The sequence below is a fragment of the Allomuricauda sp. TY007 genome, from assembly GCF_010468565.1.
GTDB lineage: Bacteria > Bacteroidota > Bacteroidia > Flavobacteriales > Flavobacteriaceae > Flagellimonas.
On record NZ_WUEG01000004.1, the window covers coordinates 16,709 to 33,221 of the forward strand.

The 16,513-nt window shown below is 41.8% G+C and carries 17 protein-coding genes; 11 read left to right on the plus strand and 6 right to left on the minus strand.

The features are described from left to right. The first annotated feature begins 42 nt into the window (after positions 1-42). From GO009_RS04890 to GO009_RS04905, 4 genes are read left to right on the plus strand one after another with little or no spacing between them, the layout of a single operon-like run. The gene (locus GO009_RS04890) at positions 43-651 is read left to right on the plus strand and encodes an LUD domain-containing protein (protein ID WP_163625103.1); all 609 of its coding nucleotides are present in this window, start codon (positions 43-45) and stop codon (positions 649-651) included. A 4-nt stretch (positions 652-655) separates the two neighbouring features. Beyond that, positions 656-1,459 carry a phosphatidate cytidylyltransferase gene (locus GO009_RS04895; RefSeq protein ID WP_163625104.1) on the plus strand — a complete coding sequence of 268 codons (804 nt, stop codon included), beginning with the start codon at positions 656-658 and terminating at the stop codon, positions 1,457-1,459. Continuing rightward, complete coding sequence (locus GO009_RS04900; protein ID WP_163625105.1) at positions 1,449-2,114, plus strand: phosphatidylserine decarboxylase family protein; 666 nt, start codon at positions 1,449-1,451, stop codon at positions 2,112-2,114. Before GO009_RS04895 ends, GO009_RS04900 begins: the two co-directional genes overlap by 11 nt. Next, positions 2,107-2,370 (plus strand): acyl-CoA-binding protein, encoded by a 264-nt coding sequence (locus tag GO009_RS04905; RefSeq protein ID WP_163625106.1) that lies wholly within the window; start codon positions 2,107-2,109, stop codon positions 2,368-2,370. The genes GO009_RS04900 and GO009_RS04905 overlap by 8 nt, the downstream gene beginning before the upstream one ends. Here the strand turns inward: GO009_RS04905 and GO009_RS04910 are convergent. The 5 genes from GO009_RS04910 to GO009_RS04930 all read right to left on the minus strand — a co-directional run bounded on the left by GO009_RS04910 (position 2,367) and on the right by GO009_RS04930 (position 9,711). Continuing rightward, positions 2,367-3,635, minus strand: a complete 1,269-nt coding sequence (locus GO009_RS04910; protein ID WP_163625107.1) for a sterol desaturase family protein — start codon at positions 3,633-3,635, stop codon at positions 2,367-2,369. The two genes, GO009_RS04905 and GO009_RS04910, sit on opposite strands and share 4 nt — an antisense overlap. Before the next feature lie 52 nt (positions 3,636-3,687). Next, on the minus strand, positions 3,688-4,521 hold the full coding sequence (locus GO009_RS04915) for a sugar phosphate nucleotidyltransferase (protein WP_239057389.1): 834 nt from the start codon (positions 4,519-4,521) through the stop codon (positions 3,688-3,690). A 5-nt stretch (positions 4,522-4,526) separates the two neighbouring features. After that, the gene (locus GO009_RS04920; RefSeq protein ID WP_163625109.1) at positions 4,527-5,579 is read right to left on the minus strand and encodes a GHMP kinase; all 1,053 of its coding nucleotides are present in this window, start codon (positions 5,577-5,579) and stop codon (positions 4,527-4,529) included. 13 nt (positions 5,580-5,592) lie between these two features. Then, positions 5,593-6,981, minus strand: coding sequence for a Gfo/Idh/MocA family protein (locus tag GO009_RS04925; RefSeq protein ID WP_163625110.1), 1,389 nt, complete (start codon positions 6,979-6,981; stop codon positions 5,593-5,595). Positions 6,982-7,086: 105 nt separating this feature from the next. After that, positions 7,087-9,711 carry a valine--tRNA ligase gene (locus GO009_RS04930; protein ID WP_163625111.1) on the minus strand — a complete coding sequence of 875 codons (2,625 nt, stop codon included), beginning with the start codon at positions 9,709-9,711 and terminating at the stop codon, positions 7,087-7,089. A gap of 201 nt (positions 9,712-9,912) precedes the next feature. Between GO009_RS04930 and GO009_RS04935 the strand changes: the two genes are divergently transcribed. Next, positions 9,913-10,296 (plus strand): DUF1573 domain-containing protein, encoded by a 384-nt coding sequence (locus GO009_RS04935; protein WP_163625449.1) that lies wholly within the window; start codon positions 9,913-9,915, stop codon positions 10,294-10,296. Between the two features lie 62 nt (positions 10,297-10,358). Here GO009_RS04935 and GO009_RS04940 read toward each other — a convergent pair whose 3' ends face one another. After that, the gene (locus GO009_RS04940) at positions 10,359-11,702 is read right to left on the minus strand and encodes an aspartyl protease family protein (RefSeq protein WP_163625112.1); all 1,344 of its coding nucleotides are present in this window, start codon (positions 11,700-11,702) and stop codon (positions 10,359-10,361) included. Positions 11,703-11,849: 147 nt separating this feature from the next. Here GO009_RS04940 and GO009_RS04945 point away from each other — a divergent pair, with 147 nt between their 5' ends. From GO009_RS04945 to GO009_RS04970, 6 genes are all read left to right on the plus strand, one after another. After that, on the plus strand, positions 11,850-13,043 hold the full coding sequence (locus GO009_RS04945; protein ID WP_163625113.1) for a pyridoxal phosphate-dependent aminotransferase: 1,194 nt from the start codon (positions 11,850-11,852) through the stop codon (positions 13,041-13,043). Further along, positions 13,040-14,056, plus strand: coding sequence for a UDP-N-acetylmuramate dehydrogenase (gene murB, locus GO009_RS04950; protein WP_163625114.1), 1,017 nt, complete (start codon positions 13,040-13,042; stop codon positions 14,054-14,056). The genes GO009_RS04945 and murB overlap by 4 nt, the downstream gene beginning before the upstream one ends. A 203-nt stretch (positions 14,057-14,259) precedes the next feature. Continuing rightward, a complete protein-coding gene (locus tag GO009_RS04955; RefSeq protein WP_163625115.1) occupies positions 14,260-14,826 on the plus strand; it encodes an RNA polymerase sigma factor in 567 nt (188 codons plus the stop codon). Then, entirely contained in the window at positions 14,823-15,581 is a 759-nt protein-coding gene (locus tag GO009_RS04960; protein ID WP_163625116.1) for an anti-sigma factor, read from the plus strand. The genes GO009_RS04955 and GO009_RS04960 overlap by 4 nt, the downstream gene beginning before the upstream one ends. A gap of 75 nt (positions 15,582-15,656) precedes the next feature. Further along, positions 15,657-15,866 (plus strand): membrane or secreted protein, encoded by a 210-nt coding sequence (locus GO009_RS04965; RefSeq protein ID WP_163625117.1) that lies wholly within the window; start codon positions 15,657-15,659, stop codon positions 15,864-15,866. 29 nt (positions 15,867-15,895) lie between these two features. Then, positions 15,896-16,456 carry an RNA polymerase sigma factor gene (locus tag GO009_RS04970; RefSeq protein WP_163625118.1) on the plus strand — a complete coding sequence of 187 codons (561 nt, stop codon included), beginning with the start codon at positions 15,896-15,898 and terminating at the stop codon, positions 16,454-16,456. Positions 16,457-16,513: the final 57 nt, after the last annotated feature.

Genomic DNA, 16,513 nt, shown 5'->3' on the forward strand with positions numbered 1-16,513 from the left:
AAGAATTATATTGATTAAGTAGCAAAGAACACAATGCCATAAATGGGAGTTTTTAAAAAACTTTTCGGAGGAGGAAAAAAGGTTTCCAAGGAAACTGCGGAAACCCGTGGGGACCATATGCCCGATTTAAAAATTCCCGTAGATGAGAAATTCACCATCTACTTTAAAAAAAATGGCGGAAAGTTTATTTACTGTGAAGACTTTGCCGAGGTTTCCGAAGCTCTCAAAAATATTGTTTCCGAGAACGATTGGCAAAACCATCTTTTCTATTCCATGGATCCAAGATTGGAAACCCGTTTTGCTTCAGAAAATATAGATTTTACGAACAACCGTAACGAAAGCGAGATTTTCTTCACCACCTGTGAACACCTTGTGGCACACAATGGTTCCATTTTGGTATGCTCCAATCAAATCAAGGAAAAAAAATTAAATGAACTCCCTTCCAATTTGGTGGTGTTCGCCACTACCAGTCAATTGGTGGATTCCATAAGCGAAGCTCTCAAAATAATTAAAGAACGTTATCAAAATAATATTCCCAATAACATTACCACATTAAAGCACTTTCAAGCTACCGAGGAAAACAAAGATGACTTCCTTTCCTACGGAAGTGCCTCAAAAAATGTATATCTTTTACTCCTAGAAGATTTCTAAATACATGAAAGAAATTTTAAGACGCTCCATAACAGGGGTGATTTATGTGGTACTTCTGCTAGGCGCGGTATTTTTAAGTTCGGACGCTTTCGACTTTCTTTTTATGGCATTTGGATTGGCCTGCCTTTATGAATACAAGCGTATAGTCCGCATTAAGGGGTATTATATGTTTGCAGCCTATTTGGCACTTTGGTGGGTTTTCATCTACCTGACCAACGATAGCACAGCAGTAAACATGTTGATGCTTTGCACCATAGCAGTGGACCTAGCGCTCTTAATGTTCCTGTTTTCGAAAAAACCGAGAAAATTCAATAGCCTTCAAAAATTCATCATCGGCCTTTTTTACATCGGGGGCGGATGCATTTTTTTGACCATGATACCATATAAACATGATGAGTTTGCCCAATTTTTGATTATGGGGATCTTTATTTTAATATGGGTAAACGACACATTTGCCTATTTGGTCGGAAGAACTTTGGGCCGTTCAAAATTATTTCCAGCAGTTTCACCCAAAAAAACTATTGAAGGTTCTGTAGGAGGTCTTATTTTTGCACTGGTGGCCGCTTACTTTTTATCCTGGTACGAAACAAGGCTTTCCGTAACAGAGTGGATGGCAATGGCCTGTTTAATAGTGGTCGCAGGGAGTTTGGGCGATTTATTGGAGTCAAAATTCAAGCGAATGGCCGGGGTTAAGGATAGCGGAGCTATTTTACCCGGGCATGGCGGAATTTGGGACCGACTGGATAGCTTGGTGTTCGCTGCGCCTTTTGCTTATTTGATTTTAACTATATTCTCCTATGTTTCATAAAGAGGGGCAAAAAATTATTATCACCACTTTTTTTCTAGTGGTAGCTGCCGTATTGGTCGCACAGTATTATATTGATGTGGAATGGATTCGTTTTGCCATTCAAATAGCCGCATTGTTTTTTTTGATTGCAATTCTGCAGTTTTTTAGAAACCCAAAGAGACTGGTCACTCCCAATTTTGATGAAATCTTGGCCCCCGTTGATGGTAAGGTCGTTGTTATCGAAGAAGTTGATGAGCCCGAATACTTTAAAGAAAAAAGAAAACAGGTATCCATATTCATGTCGCCTACCAATGTACATGTAACCCGATACCCCGCCAGTGGCACGGTGACCTATTCCAAATACCATCCTGGAAAATATTTGGTGGCTTGGCACCCAAAGTCCAGTACCGAAAACGAACGCACCACCATAATACTGCACACCCCTAAATTTGGTGAAATAGGGTACAGGCAGATTGCCGGTGCCATGGCCCGTAGAATTGTAAACTATGCCGAAGAAGGCGAACAAGTAACACAAGGGGACGATGCCGGTTTTATCAAATTTGGCTCCCGTGTAGACCTCTTATTGCCGCTTGACTGTGACATTACCGTTAAATTGAACCAAAAAGTAGTTGGGGCACGCACCTGTATTGCCTCTATAAGACCGTTGGATGATTAACGAAGACCTACACAAAAGATTTAACGATGCCGTTGACTTTGTCAACGACTACACCGATCCGTTGCCCGCGGATCTTCTGCTAAAACTCTATGCCTATTTCAAGATAGCGAACAAAAACTTTGACAATCCTGGCAGTAGAACCCCATTGATCAACGCTTTTAAGGCAAACGCATTGTTCCAAGCCAAAAGAATTAGTGTGGAGGAGGCCATGGAAAAATATGTGGAATTGGTGGAGAAAGAGCTAAAAACACTCTAAGAAGCCAAATCTGTAGCAATAAACGACTTCTCAAAGTAGGTAAAGTAGATACCTCCAAAAATGGTGATCAAAAAATAAAAAGCTACAAGATAACTTCCCATGGAAAAGTACGCATTGATTCCGAACCAGTCCTCAGTAAAATAAATCAACACCAATCCCCCTACCCCTCTGATCACTTCAATCCAAACGGCATAATTTTTACCGTCCATTAAGGTGGTGTAGCCATAGATACCCACAAAAATAAAAGCACCGAACAACAAGAGACCATCAAAACCAATATCCGAATAGTTGTAGAACATAAAAAGCATTAAAATAGTGGTAATGGCCAGTTGAAAAAGTGAATATCCCTTGAGCCGAGCGGATGCTTCGGGTCGATATTTTCTGAAATTGTACACATTCTGGATAATGGCAACAGGATATTTATCCTCTACATCCTTAGGCCGCCAGCCTGTGGGCATAAACCAAATGCGAAATTTATCCCAATAGTTTTTGGTTCTCCATGCATCCTGAATCAATCGCCATAAATGTTGAAAATTGATGATAATGGGATTCCAAGTGTTTGCCGGTTTCAATACCCCGTATTGCGGGGGCACTTCATCCAATTCCTCTTGAAAAGTCCCGAACATTCTGTCCCAAACACAAAAAATCTGTCCGAGGTTTTTATCAATATACTCTTTATTGATGGCATGGTGCACCCGATGTTGTGAGGGAGTAACGATCACATATTCCAAAAAACCCAACTTCCCAATATGCTGAGTGTGGTACCAAAATTGGGCAAAAAGATGGATGGGAGCCAAAATGGCAATCACTTGGTCCGGAACACCCAAGAGGGCCGCAGGAATCAATAAAAGTGCATAATAGCCCAACAAATTGGAAATAGGTTGACGAAGCGCACAGGCCAAATTAAACTCCTCACTGCTATGGTGAATTACATGCTGGTTCCAAAAAAAGTTGATATGGTGGCTCAACCTATGGTTCCAATAGCCTGCAAAATCCAACGCAATAAAAGCCACCACCCAAACCAACCAGTTCGCTTTGATTTCCACCAAAGCCAAATGTTCCAATAAAAAGGGATAACTGACCAGAATGATCACAAGTCCCAAAGAATCTTTCACCACATTGGTCAAACCCGAGCTAAGGCTGCTCACGGTATCCATAAGATTATGTTTCTGGTCTTTTACAAATCGACCATAAAGTATTTCAATAAGCACAAGGCCTATAAAAAATGGTGTAGCATATAACAATGCCGTTGCATACGATTCCATTTCCAAAAATTAAACTTTGCTCGATGCAAGGATGGGATTACATGCCTTTAAGTTACTCTAAATTTTTAAATAATTGAATATCATTGGCATCCGTTAAATCTGGAATGTGTTCGGAGCGGGGTATACAAAGTACGCTCTGCGGTTCTTCGTTTACCAAAACGGCCACCGCTTTGGGCAATTCCTTTTCATCTCGAACAGGATCAATGGGGCATTTTTTTAAATAAGGATATATTTCCGCTCCAGAAAAACTAAAAATGTTCATGCTTACCCGAAGTTCGCCTGAAGCATCTTTATATTTGGGTACATCCGCTATATTTGGTTTCTCGATAATTTCCTTCAAAAATCCATCAGAAGAAATGTCCATTACGGCAAATTTGGCAATACGCTCTTCGGTATAATCAAAACCTGAGCTGCCGTAACTGATCAAGGCGTGTGGTGCTGTCCGCTCCGCCCTCAAATCCATCAAAGCGCCAACAGAGTAAAGGTTATCCCCATTACAAACGGTAAAGGTGGTCTGTTTCAACTCTGGGTATTGGTCCAAACATTGTTGAAGGGCGTCTGCGGTACCCAATGGTTTTTTTCTTCCCTCGGGCACACTTTGCACTGCCAAAAACACTTCCAACCCGTCAGGAAGATTCTTATTATCAATCAAACTTTGAAATGCTTGGTTCTCGGGACTAGTGATCAAATACAGTTTGGCGTAACCTGCTTCCACGGCATTCTGTACCAAGTAGTACAAGAAGGGCCTTCCATTTTTCCCTACGGGAATCAAACTTTTATGGGGGATATTGTCCATGATTCCTTTTTGACCCTCCTTAGTTTTTAAACTCCGCTTCATTCGGGAAGACGCCCCTCCCACCATAATGATTAAACTCGTATTCTCCATTTGCATTAACTTGTTAATTCTACAGCATACACCGCTTTGGCTCCTTTGTCCAAAAACGCCTGTTTTACCTGTTCCTCGACAGCATCAGTTACCATGGCCACCATACATCCTCCACCTCCAGAACCGATTATTTTTGTTCCCAATGCACCCATCTCACGAGCAGCATCCATCATCTCAATCATTTCCGATGGTGTATTCTTGATTTGATTTTGAAGAATGGTTTGGTGCCGGTTCATTAAATCTCCCAGAACCTGAATATTAGGGGTCGGCTTTAACAATTCCTTTTTTGCTTCCAAAGTGATGTGATAGTTGTAAATCGTGGAATACCAATACCCCTGAAGTTCCTCTGGCACCAAGTCGATGTATTTTTCATAATCACCCAAATATGATTCTTCCAAAACAAATTCAGGATGTACCTTTTTAACGGCGTCCACCGCATTTTGTGCATACACCCGTGCATTTTTGAGCACTTCCAGGGTTTTTTTGGGCACGCCCGATTCAGCAACCAACAGTTTGCCCAAATCAGCATTCAAACGTGTGCTTTCCCCACTTTGGGTGTCGATATAAATAAGTCCTTTTTGAGCGATGGTGTACTGGTCCATGAGCCCGCCGGGTTGATCAAAAAACAGCACTTCGGCCTCATACGCCCATCTCCCTATTTGATAATCGCTGATTTCTTCCGATTTCCCCTGTGTTGCCACCAAAAAACGAATCCAGGCCACTACCAAGGCCGAAGAACTGGAAAGCCCTGCATTCACGGGAATGTTTCCTGAAATTTCGATGTCGTAACCTTGGTCAAGTTGGAAACCTTGCTCTTTTAAAATTGCCATTACCGACCTGAAGTAATCATCGGCTTGCACTTGTTTCAAATCATCATCCAAAGAAATGGACAATTCGTCCTTTAAATCCAACAGCTTCAAAAGGTATTTTCTATCAGAATTCGGAATCGCCTTTAAATTGATGAAGCGGTCAATGGTTCCTGCTATTACGGGCAATCCCAAATAATCTTGATGGTCCCCGTAAAAACAGATTCGGGCCGGAACTTTTATTTCGATCATTAATCTTTACTGCTTAACTTATTATTTCCAGTGGTTCTGTTTCTTTCCAATTACCTCTTGTAAAGTCTGGAAAAGGCTGTGGTGCACCACCACTTGCTACGGAGCGTTCACTTAATGGCGCAACTGCGCTCCACAAACATCCTTCGTATACATTTTGGTCCAACGGAAGTCCTTTTTGCAGGCATTCCACTATGCGGTACACCATAATGCCGTCCATACCACCATGTCCGCTACCTTTCGCTGCTTCATTCAATCTTTTGTACAATGGATGGTCGTACTTTTCATACAATTTTGCGAGCTGCTCTCCTTGTACCCAAGAATGGTGGTCTTCCGTGAGTCCTTCCACTCCGCCTTCAAGAGCCACCCGGGTTGGAAATCCTGCCAACGCACCTTTGGTTCCCTGCACCAGATTTAATCGGGAATAAGGTCTTGGGCTGGTCTCGTCCCATTGCACCATAATGGTTTTTCCAAAGTGGGTTTTGATAATGGATGTGTTCAAATCTCCTCCCTTAAAATCGAGTTTGTTCCATTTATGATCGGCTGGATAATTTTTTTCTGCATACAGCTCACGTCCTCTTGCGGGCGTAGAGAAAGAAACCAAACTGCCAAAGGTATCTTCTTGTCTCGCCAAGCTCATATATTGGGCAACAGGACCCAAACCGTGGGTCGGGTACAAGTTACCGTTCCGTTTGGCATAGTGGGGCGTCCTCCATGAACCCGTGCCCCGCTCCTGCTCTTCCATTTGCCAACGCAATTCGTGAATGTACGCGGCTTCACCATGTAAGATTTCACCGATAACTCCTTGTCGGCACATGTTGAGGAACATGAGTTCATCGCGACTATAGTTGACGTTCTCCAGCATCATACAGTGCTTTTGGGTGCGTTCGCTAGCATCTACAATATCCCACATTTCTTGTATCGTAGTGGCGATAGGCACTTCAACAAAGGCATGGGCCCCATGTTCCATGGCACCGATGGCCATAGGTGCGTGATTTACCCAGTTCGTGGCAATAAACACCAGATCAGGTTTTACTTCTTTGAGCATGGTTCGCCACTTATCTTCATCGCCCCAGTATTGGGCTATATTTTTATGCCGATTTTCTCCAGCGGCTTCTTTCACCCATTGCGTCTTTTCTTTAACCAAGTCCTCATAAAGGTCGCAGATAGCGACCACCTCGGTTCCTTCCAAAGCGGCAAAAAACTTGGCATGGGTTCCTCCCCTTGCTCCCACTCCGATAAATGCAGCACGCACCTTTTCTAATTTAGGTGCGGCAAATCCACCCATGTACGTTGATGAAAGTGGTCTTTCTGAATTGGCTTTTAAATACGTTGGAGCTATGGAGATTGCTGCCGCAGTCAATGAGGTTTTTTGGAGGAAACTCCTTCTATCGAGGTTTTTCATAGGTATTTTAAGGTGTTGGTTCTTATCCGTTCCAAAGTATGAAAAATAATGAGAAAAGGGAAGCTGGCTTCCCTTTTCAAAATCATGTGCATTTATAACCAAAGGTTATTTTAAACTCGCCAAACTCTTTTCCAAAGTCTCAATTTTGGCTTCGGCATCGGCAGCTTTTTTGCGTTCCATAGCCACCACTTTTTCAGGGGCATTGCTCACAAAACGCTCGTTGCTCAACTTTTTTTCCACAGATTTTAAAAATCCTTTGGTATAATTGAGTTCCTCCGTAATCTTGGCAATTTCCGCTTCAACATCAATTGCGCCACTCATCGGAATAAAGTATTCATTACTCTTAACCCTGAACGTAAGAGCGCCATCCAAACTGGAATCAATAGTTTCCATTTTGGAAAGGTTACCCAATTTCAATATGATGGCATCCATTTGGGAACTTATGCCTTCGGTATTCAACATAAAAAGCTCCAACGCATCTTTCTGCGGAATGTTTTTCTCTTTTCTGATGGTTCGAACACCGGAAATGATCTCTGATGCAAAATCAAAATCGGCGATCAGAGCAGCATCCACCTCTTGTGCCTTGGGCCATTGGGAAACAATAAGTGCCTCCTCAGGGCTACGATCGGCAATGTGCTGCCAAACCTCCTCGGTCAAAAACGGCATAAATGGGTGCAATAATTTCAAGTTTTCCTCAAATAGCCCCAACACTTCATTATATGTTTTCTGGTCAATTGGTTTTTGGTACTCTGGTTTTATAATTTCCAGCAACCAAGAGCAGAAATCGTCCCACACCAATTTATAGGTTGCCATTAAGGCATCGGAGATACGGTATTTGGAGAAATGGTCTTCAATCTCCACCAAAGTTTGATTGAACTTGGCCTTGTACCACTCAACTCCCTTTTGAGCCGCTTCGGGCTGTGGAAAATCCGCCACTTCCCATCCTTTTACCAAACGAAAGGCGTTCCAAATTTTATTGGCGAAATTGGCTCCTTGCTGGCAAAGGACTTCATCGAACAACAAATCGTTACCCGCAGCAGAACTCAACAAAAGTCCCACACGAACACCATCCGCACCAAAATCTTCAATCAATTTTAGCGCATCGGGCGAGTTACCCAAGGATTTGGACATTTTTCGGCGCTGTTTGTCACGAACCAATCCGGTCAAGTACACATTTTCAAAAGGCCGTTCTCCTCGGTATTCGTACCCTGCCATAATCATTCTGGCCACCCAGAAAAACAAAATATCGGGCCCAGTAACCAAGTCGCTAGTCGGATAATAGTAATTTACCTCATCATTGTCAGGCTCCAAAATACCGCCAAATACACTAATGGGCCATAACCAAGAGGAGAACCAGGTATCCAAAACATCGGAATCTTGGCGCAAATCCGATTGTTGGATGTCCGGATTTTTGGATTGGGCCAATTTTAGAGCTTCCTCGGGGGTTTCTGCAACCACAAAATCTTCCTTACCATCACCATAATAGTAAGCAGGGATTTGCTGCCCCCACCACAATTGGCGGGAAATGTTCCAATCCCGAATGTTCTCCATCCAGTGGCGATAGGTATTATCGAACTTTGATGGGTATAATTTCACATCTTTGGTTTCCAAAACACCTTCCAAGGCAGGTTTGGCCAAATTTTCCATTTTCAGGAACCATTGATCGGATAATCTGGGCTCGATAACGGCTTTGGTTCTTTCCGAAGTCCCTACTTTATTGATGTGCTGCTCGGTTTTTACCAAATAGCCCTTCTCTTCAAGTTCTTTTGAGATTTCTTTGCGCACCACAAAACGGTCTTTTCCTTCGTAATGAAGGCCAAAAGAATTCAAAGTGGCATCTTCGTTGAAGATATCAACTACCTCAAGGTTATGTTTTTCCCCTAGATTTTTATCGTTCTCGTCATGAGCCGGGGTTACTTTTAGGCACCCTGTACCAAATTCAACATCCACATATTCATCCTCGATAATGGGGATCACCCTATCGCAAATAGGCACAATGGCCTTTTTTCCGCGTAAATGGCGGTATCGTTCATCATTGGGGTTGATACAGATAGCGGTATCGCCCAAAATGGTCTCTGGACGGGTGGTGGCAATGGTCACTTTTTCATCGGATCCCTCTATGTCGTAGGACAAATAATAAAGATTTCCTTGTCTTTCTTCATAGATTACCTCTTCGTCGGAAAGGGTAGTTTTGGCCTCTGGATCCCAATTCACCATACGATACCCTCTGTAAATCAGCCCTTTGTTATATAAATCAACAAAAACCTTTATCACTGAGGCTGACATATCGTCATCCATAGTAAATTTGGTGCGGTCCCAGTCACAGGAACAGCCCAATTTTTTTAGTTGTTGAAGGATTACCCCTCCGTACTCGTTGGTCCAATCCCATGCATGTTTTAGAAATTCATCGCGGGACAATTTTGATTTATCAATACCCTCTGCCTTAAGCTTGGCAACCACTTTGGCCTCGGTGGCGATAGAGGCGTGGTCCATTCCAGGCACCCAACAGGCATTTTTTCCCAAGAGTCTGGCTCTTCGGATAAGAACATCTTGAATGGTATTGTTGAGCATGTGGCCCATGTGAAGCACACCAGTAACGTTTGGTGGGGGTATTACTATGGTGTACGGCTCCCTTTCATCTGGTTTGGAGCTAAAATATTTATGCTCCGACCAGTAGGCATACCAGTATTCTTCGACCCTTTTTGGGTCATATTTTGATGGAATCTCCATTTTTCGGTACAGTTTTTGTTCAATTGGACTGTGATTGGATTTTTGAAGGGAAAGCTAAATGTTAATTTTTACGCTATTCTTCGGATGAGAGCCAATCCAGAAATACGAAACAAAAATAAGTAACGTTATTCTATAACAAAAGAATTTTGGATGCAGGTATCAAAACATCTACATTTGAAGTTCACCCAAAAACCAAAAATGATGAAAAAAACTGTACTCATGCTGTTTGTAGGGCTTTTATCCTTAGGGGTTTACGCTCAGGAGACTGCTAAAATCGAATTTAAAAGCGAGACCATTGATTACGGAGAAATCGAAAGAGGTAGCGATGGTGTTCGTGTTTTTGAATTTACCAACACTGGTGATGCCCCTTTGGTAATCAGCAACGTTAGATCTAGCTGTGGATGTACTATCCCAAAAAAGCCAGAAGAACCTATTATGCCCGGGAAAACTGGTAAAATAGAAGTGAAATATGACACCAATAGAGTTGGCCCCATTAGAAAGGCCATTACTGTTACATCGAATGCAGATACTCCTACGAAAGTTCTTAAGATAAAAGGAACTGTAAAAAATCCTGGAGCGAAGTAAGCGAAAAAGAAGTGTATAATTAAAAGCCCAAAAACCTAACGGTTTTTGGGCTTTTGTTTTTTTTAGTCGTCGTCAAACATCTTTTTTAACACAAAGGTGAACAACAGGTCTCGGTTGTATCGTTCAATCAATACTTTTATCCGCTTCCCTTCTCTTTCGTTGATCATTTTAAGGATTTCCTGAAGCTTGTACTTATGGACTCTTTTTCCATTTACCGCTAAAATTACATCCCCTTCACGTAATCCTGCCTCTGCAGCAGGGCTTCCCGCACGAATACCTGATACTACTATTTCGGGAACAAGACTTAAACGGGTCTTGTTTTCCAATAAAATTTGGACATTCCCAAAAGTATCCGCATCATCTTCTTTCACAATTCCATTCACATCGGCAATACTTTCTGCGATATAACGCAAACCGTTGTGCTGCAAGTCTATTCCTGCTAAATTATATTGGAAGGGGTCTTTGAAGTTTCCATTTTTCCTTAAAGTAACCAAGCCTCGGGCATAATCGAAAACGATATTGAAACGCTTGAGGACTTCACCCCCCAAACTGCCATTACGATCGCCCATACTTTCCAACCCCTGAAAAGACTCAAGGTACGGAAATGCTACTTTGGCTTCTTCAAGTTCAAAATCGCCTATCCGAACCCCATTGATCTTGCTTCGTTTTCCGAAAATATCACCGCTTAAGCCCCTACCCAAATGGTCCTCATAATTCTTCTCTGGTATTTCCAAGCCTTTTTCGGGTGCCGGAAACAGCCACAAGGCATCACTACTTCCGGTATCTACCAATAATTTAACCGGTACATTTGCGGTATCCTTCATTAGCACTGTGCCTTCCACATAAGCTTTTCTTTTTTCTACGGTAAGCGGTAGGGTCTGAGTTTTTCTTCTATCCTTATATTGGTACAATTCTGGATTGTGCAGTTTTATCTTTTTGGAATTATATTTCACTTCAACAATAAAGTCCCTGAACAAATCGTACCCCATGATCCCATGCACGGGAATACCGAGGGTGGTAGAAAAATTGATTCCCCTGTCCAAAACCACATAAAGGTCTTGGGAGTAATTTCTAGCCTCACCAAGTTTAAACGCATTGTTTTTGGAACTTAGGGCCTTCATCGGTTCTCCTCCACCAAGACCACGAATGGTGACTTCGGAAACATTGTTTATCGGTATGGAATCTGACTCGGAAAGATTAAAAAGTATGGGCTTACTCACCCCAGAATCCAAAATAAAGGTGAGCTCTGTACCGTTTACCTCTACTGGAATTATAATAAGGTTGTTGATGAGCTCAAACTTTATCTTTTGAAATTTTTCACCTTCGGGCAATCGATATCCTTGCGCCCAAATAAACAAGGGCACAAATAAAAGAAGTGTAAAAAAGATAGCTTTCTTCCTCAACATGCTTAATTTCAACTAGTCATACTTATTAAATATACATATTTGCCTTCAAACCTCATCTTAATTTAACATTTCAATAAGCAAGTAATTATTCCTTAAAGTTGTTGTTTTCGATAGTTGGTTTTCTCATTTTTGCGAAAACTTTAGCACATGCCTAGTATCTCGAAGAAAGGGACACAAATGCCCGCATCGCCCATCCGTAAATTGGTACCCTACGCAGAGGCCGCCAAAAAACGGGGAACCCAGGTAATACACCTTAATATTGGACAGCCCGACATCAAAACACCAAAGGTGGCTTTGGATGCCGTACGAAACCATACTATTGAGGTACTTGAATACAGCATGACACAGGGTTCCGAAGAATACCGTCAAAAAATTGCCGCTTATTATGCAAAACGGGACATTTTTGTTGATGCCGAAGATATTATTGTAACCACAGGTGGGTCGGAAGCATTATCGTTTACCATGGGATCCATTATGGATAACGATGACGAAATCATTATTCCCGAACCATTTTATGCCAATTATAACGGTTTTGCCACCGCTGCAGGGGTTAAAGTAAAACCTATTGCTTCATCCATCGAAAATAATTTTGCCCTCCCCCCCATTTCCAAGTTTGAAGAGCTCATCACCCCAAAAACAAAGGCCATCCTAATCTGCAACCCTGGGAATCCTACTGGATATCTTTATAGCAAAGAAGAAATCCATCAATTGGCGGAATTAGTAAAAAAACACAACCTTTTCTTGGTGGCGGACGAAGTTTATCGAGAATTTACCTATGACGGAAGGGAACATTACTCCATTCTTCAGGTTGCTGGGCTGGAAGAATACGCCATTGTGGTAGACTCCGTTTCCAAGCGTTACAGTATGTGCGGGGCACGGATCGGTTGTTTGATATCCAAAAACACCGAAGTAATAGCAACTGCAATGAAATTTGCCCAAGCAAGACTTTCTCCACCAACTTTTGCCCAAATTGCAAGTGAAGCGGCATTGGAAACCCCACAAGAATATTTTGATGATGTAATCGAGGAATATGTTTCGAGAAGAAATCTGTTGATTACCGAACTCAACAAGTTGGAAGGTGTAAAAGTGGCCACTCCGCAAGGTGCTTTTTACTGTGTGGCAGAACTTCCTATTGATGATGCCGATCACTTTGCTCAATGGTTGTTGGAAAGTTTTGAAGTTGATGGAAAAACCGTGATGGTGGCTCCCGCAGCAGGCTTTTATGCCACACCAGGTTTGGGAAAAAATCAGATTAGAATTGCCTATGTGCTCGAAAAAGAGCAACTTGTAAGGGCTGTCCAAATTTTGGGCAAAGCCTTAACAGAGTACAACAACCAGTGAACATACAGGAAAACATATCCTTAAAAAACTACAATACCTTTGGTATTGATGTAAAAGCACGGTTTTTTGTTGAAATTACCGGACTGATCCAACTTCAAAAAGCACTTGAACTTAAGGCCTACCCCAAAAAGTTTATAATCAGCGGAGGGAGCAACATGTTGCTCACCAAGGACATTGATGCACTGGTAATGCATATTAACCTCAAGGGCATTACCGTTGTCGAGGAAGACGAAAACAGTGTGGAGGTGAAGGTAATGGCCGGTGAAAATTGGCATGAATTGGTGATGTGGAGCCTGGAACAGGGTTATGGTGGACTCGAAAACCTTTCGTTAATCCCAGGGAACGTGGGTACTGCGCCCATCCAAAACATTGGCGCCTATGGTGTGGAACTCAAAGATGTTTTTGTGAGCTGTGCCGCCATGGATGTAAAAACCGGGGAACTGGAAGGTTTTGACAAGGAAGCATGTGAGTTTGGTTACCGGGATTCCATCTTTAAAAACAAAGCAAAAGATAAATTCATTATTACTTCGGTAGTTTTAAGGCTTACCAAGAAAGACCATGTGCTACACACGGGGTATGGCTCCATTGAGAACGAACTTAAGAACAAAGGAATTGTGCATCCTACCATACAAAATATTTCCGATGCCGTGATCGCCATTCGAAAGAGCAAACTGCCCGACCCCAAGGAAATTGGAAACAGTGGTAGTTTTTTTAAGAATCCCATTATTTCCAAAAAAGCATTTGATAAATTCATCAAAAAAAATCCCAATGCGCCTTTTTATGAGATGGACGAGAATCAATATAAAATTCCAGCCGGTTGGCTCATTGAGCAATGCGGTTTTAAGGGAAAACGGTTTGGTGATGCAGGCGTGCACGAAAAGCAGGCCCTTGTGTTGGTTAACCACGGAAGTGCCACTGGCAAAGAGATTCTTGACCTAAGCAAAAAAATTCAGGACGAAGTGCAAAAAATTTTCAAGATAAAGATTCAACCTGAAGTGAATATAATTAAATAACCCCCGCATTGAAGTCAATAACGAGGGTTATACCAAACCAAACTAACCAAATTTATGAATGTTGTCAGGGTTATGACACCCTTTATTTCTATTCAAAATGAACAAAGACAAAATGCTTTTTCTGTCTTAGCTTTGTTTTATATACGAGATAAATCCTATTTTAGATTTTGGTCCCTTAAAAAATTTTACCAAAAGCATCATTAATGAGCACATTGATCGAGAGACATATTGTTTCACTCCTTGCGGAAAAAGACGATAAGGCTATTTCCCTACTCTACGAAAATTATGGTGATACACTTTTCGGTGTTGCTTTTAAAGTGGTAAAAGATGAAGATTTGGCCCAAGATGTGCTCCAGGAAAGTTTTATCAAAATCTGGAAAAAAGCTGATAGTTACGATGCCTCAAAAGCCAAGCTTTTTACCTGGCTATTTCGAATTGTGCGAAATACAGCCATAGATAAATTGCGTAGCGTCAATAATAAATCGGATAAAGAAATCCAAATCGACGTTTCAGACGTATATAATGTTGGAGTGAAGGCTATTAACCCGGAACATCTGGACATCCAAGAAAACTTGGACAAGATTGAAGATAAGTATAGGATAGTTCTTGAAGCCCTGTTTTTTGAGGGAATGACGCAGCAGGAGGCAAGTGATGAATTGGATATTCCCTTGGGAACCATAAAGTCCCGATTAAAAATCGGGCTTAGGGAACTTGGAAAAATTTACGGCACAACCATGTCTTTGCTTCTTTTATTAAATCTATTATCATGAAGGAGAAAATTAAAATATTTTTAGAATCCGATATCTTGGAAAAATACCTTTTGGGAGATACCACCAAAGAAGAATCCCAAAAGGCCGAAAGATATATCGCCATGTATCCCGAAGTAAGGGAAACCTACGATATGCTCCAAAAAAACTTGGAGACCTTTGCCAATATGTATGCCAAAAAGACCCCGGAAGGTCTTAAAGAAATCATACTTGCCAGCGCCAAAAAAGAAACAATGGTCAGCAAAAGGTTCATGCGATACGCCGTTGCTGCAAGCATTGCCATAATGATTTTTGCTGGTTCCTCCCTTTTCTTCTGGAACGAGAACCAAACGCTTCAAGAAAAAAACACCATGGTCACCAACCAAATCAAGTATTTGGAAAACAATATGAAAGATCAGTTGGCAGATATGAGAAACCAATTTATTGTGCTGAACAATCCATCTACCAAAAAATATCAAGTAAAAGGAGAGCGTGAGGCCAAAGAGCTCAAGGCCATTGCTTACATTAACCCCGTTAAAAAGCTTTCGTACATCAATGTGAGCAATGTCCCGGAACTTCCAGAGGACAAATGCTTCCAAATGTGGGCCGAAGTCAACGGCGAATTGGTAAACTTGGGCGTAATCAAGAATTTTGACGAAAAAGACAAACTTCTTGCACTTCCCTATGCCGATAATGCGGTAGGTTACATCACCATTGAACCAAAAGGAGGCAACAACACCCCATCGGTAGACAATATCGTGGCCAACATCAAATATTAAGGTTCAACTGTAAAGAAACCTTAAACCTTCCGCCCTTTAGCAAGGTATTTTGTACCTTTGTACAAAAGTCAAAACATGAAGTTAGCATTAGTTACCATCGGATTATTGGCCCTTGCCTTTGCAGGAATCGCCATCAAAATCTGGGGGAAAAAGAACGGTGAATTTGCTGGAACATGCGCCAGCCAAAGCCCTTTTTTGAACAAGGACGGAGAAGCATGCGGATTTTGTGGCAAACTCCCAGAGGAGCAAGATTGTAAAAGAGATACTGTTACCAACACCCAATAATTCTTAATTTTTAGGCAAGATTCATTTTTTTGGAAAAAACCGACGATTCCATCGAGGAGATTATACAAAAGGCAAAAGAAGGAAATCAAATTGCCTTTAGTACACTCTTGGACACTTTTTGGAACGATGTTTACGGTTTTCAGATACTTCGCACCAAAAATGAAAATGACGCAGAGGACATTACCATCCGAACTTTTTCAAAGGCCTTTGATAAAATCGACACCTACGATAAAACATATGAGTTTAAGACGTGGCTCATCACCATTTCCAAAAACCTTCATGTGGACCTCCTCCGAAAACGCAAGCGGAGCCTCATGAACGAAATGGATTCCCGGGGGGACGAGGTTAAAAAAGTATTGGACGAAACCCCCACGGTCGAGGACCGTTTGATCACGGAGCAAAACCTTGCCCATCTCTTACAGGACATCAAAAAATTAAAACCACATTACCAAAAGGTCATCAACCTACGCTATTTTCAGGAAATGAGCTATGCCGATATTGCCAAAGAACTCAACGAACCCGTGAACAATGTGAAGGTAAAATTGCTCCGGGCCAAAAAACTTTTGGCAGAGATCATCAAAAAAAAGTGACCTGCTCCAGGGCACAAAGTTTCCTTCCCAGTTTCGTATCTTTGTACATCAAATTTA

What these genes read in the sequence shown, in the direction of transcription:
- GO009_RS04935 (WP_163625449.1), top strand. Translation starts at nt 9,913, where the DNA reads ATGAAAAAAACTGTACTCATGCTGTTTGTAGGGCTTTTATCCTTAGGG.
- GO009_RS04930 (WP_163625111.1), bottom strand. Translation starts at nt 9,711, where the DNA reads ATGGAGATTCCATCAAAATATGACCCAAAAAGGGTCGAAGAATACTGG.
- GO009_RS04945 (WP_163625113.1), top strand. Translation starts at nt 11,850, where the DNA reads ATGCCTAGTATCTCGAAGAAAGGGACACAAATGCCCGCATCGCCCATC.
- GO009_RS04895 (WP_163625104.1), top strand. Translation starts at nt 656, where the DNA reads ATGAAAGAAATTTTAAGACGCTCCATAACAGGGGTGATTTATGTGGTA.
- GO009_RS04925 (WP_163625110.1), bottom strand. Translation starts at nt 6,981, where the DNA reads ATGAAAAACCTCGATAGAAGGAGTTTCCTCCAAAAAACCTCATTGACT.
- GO009_RS04915 (WP_239057389.1), bottom strand. Translation starts at nt 4,521, where the DNA reads ATGGAGAATACGAGTTTAATCATTATGGTGGGAGGGGCGTCTTCCCGA.
- GO009_RS04920 (WP_163625109.1), bottom strand. Translation starts at nt 5,579, where the DNA reads ATGATCGAAATAAAAGTTCCGGCCCGAATCTGTTTTTACGGGGACCAT.
- GO009_RS04905 (WP_163625106.1), top strand. Translation starts at nt 2,107, where the DNA reads ATGATTAACGAAGACCTACACAAAAGATTTAACGATGCCGTTGACTTT.
- GO009_RS04965 (WP_163625117.1), top strand. Translation starts at nt 15,657, where the DNA reads ATGAAGTTAGCATTAGTTACCATCGGATTATTGGCCCTTGCCTTTGCA.
- GO009_RS04940 (WP_163625112.1), bottom strand. Translation starts at nt 11,702, where the DNA reads ATGTTGAGGAAGAAAGCTATCTTTTTTACACTTCTTTTATTTGTGCCC.
- GO009_RS04955 (WP_163625115.1), top strand. Translation starts at nt 14,260, where the DNA reads ATGAGCACATTGATCGAGAGACATATTGTTTCACTCCTTGCGGAAAAA.
- GO009_RS04900 (WP_163625105.1), top strand. Translation starts at nt 1,449, where the DNA reads ATGTTTCATAAAGAGGGGCAAAAAATTATTATCACCACTTTTTTTCTA.
- GO009_RS04960 (WP_163625116.1), top strand. Translation starts at nt 14,823, where the DNA reads ATGAAGGAGAAAATTAAAATATTTTTAGAATCCGATATCTTGGAAAAA.
- GO009_RS04910 (WP_163625107.1), bottom strand. Translation starts at nt 3,635, where the DNA reads ATGGAATCGTATGCAACGGCATTGTTATATGCTACACCATTTTTTATA.
- GO009_RS04890 (WP_163625103.1), top strand. Translation starts at nt 43, where the DNA reads ATGGGAGTTTTTAAAAAACTTTTCGGAGGAGGAAAAAAGGTTTCCAAG.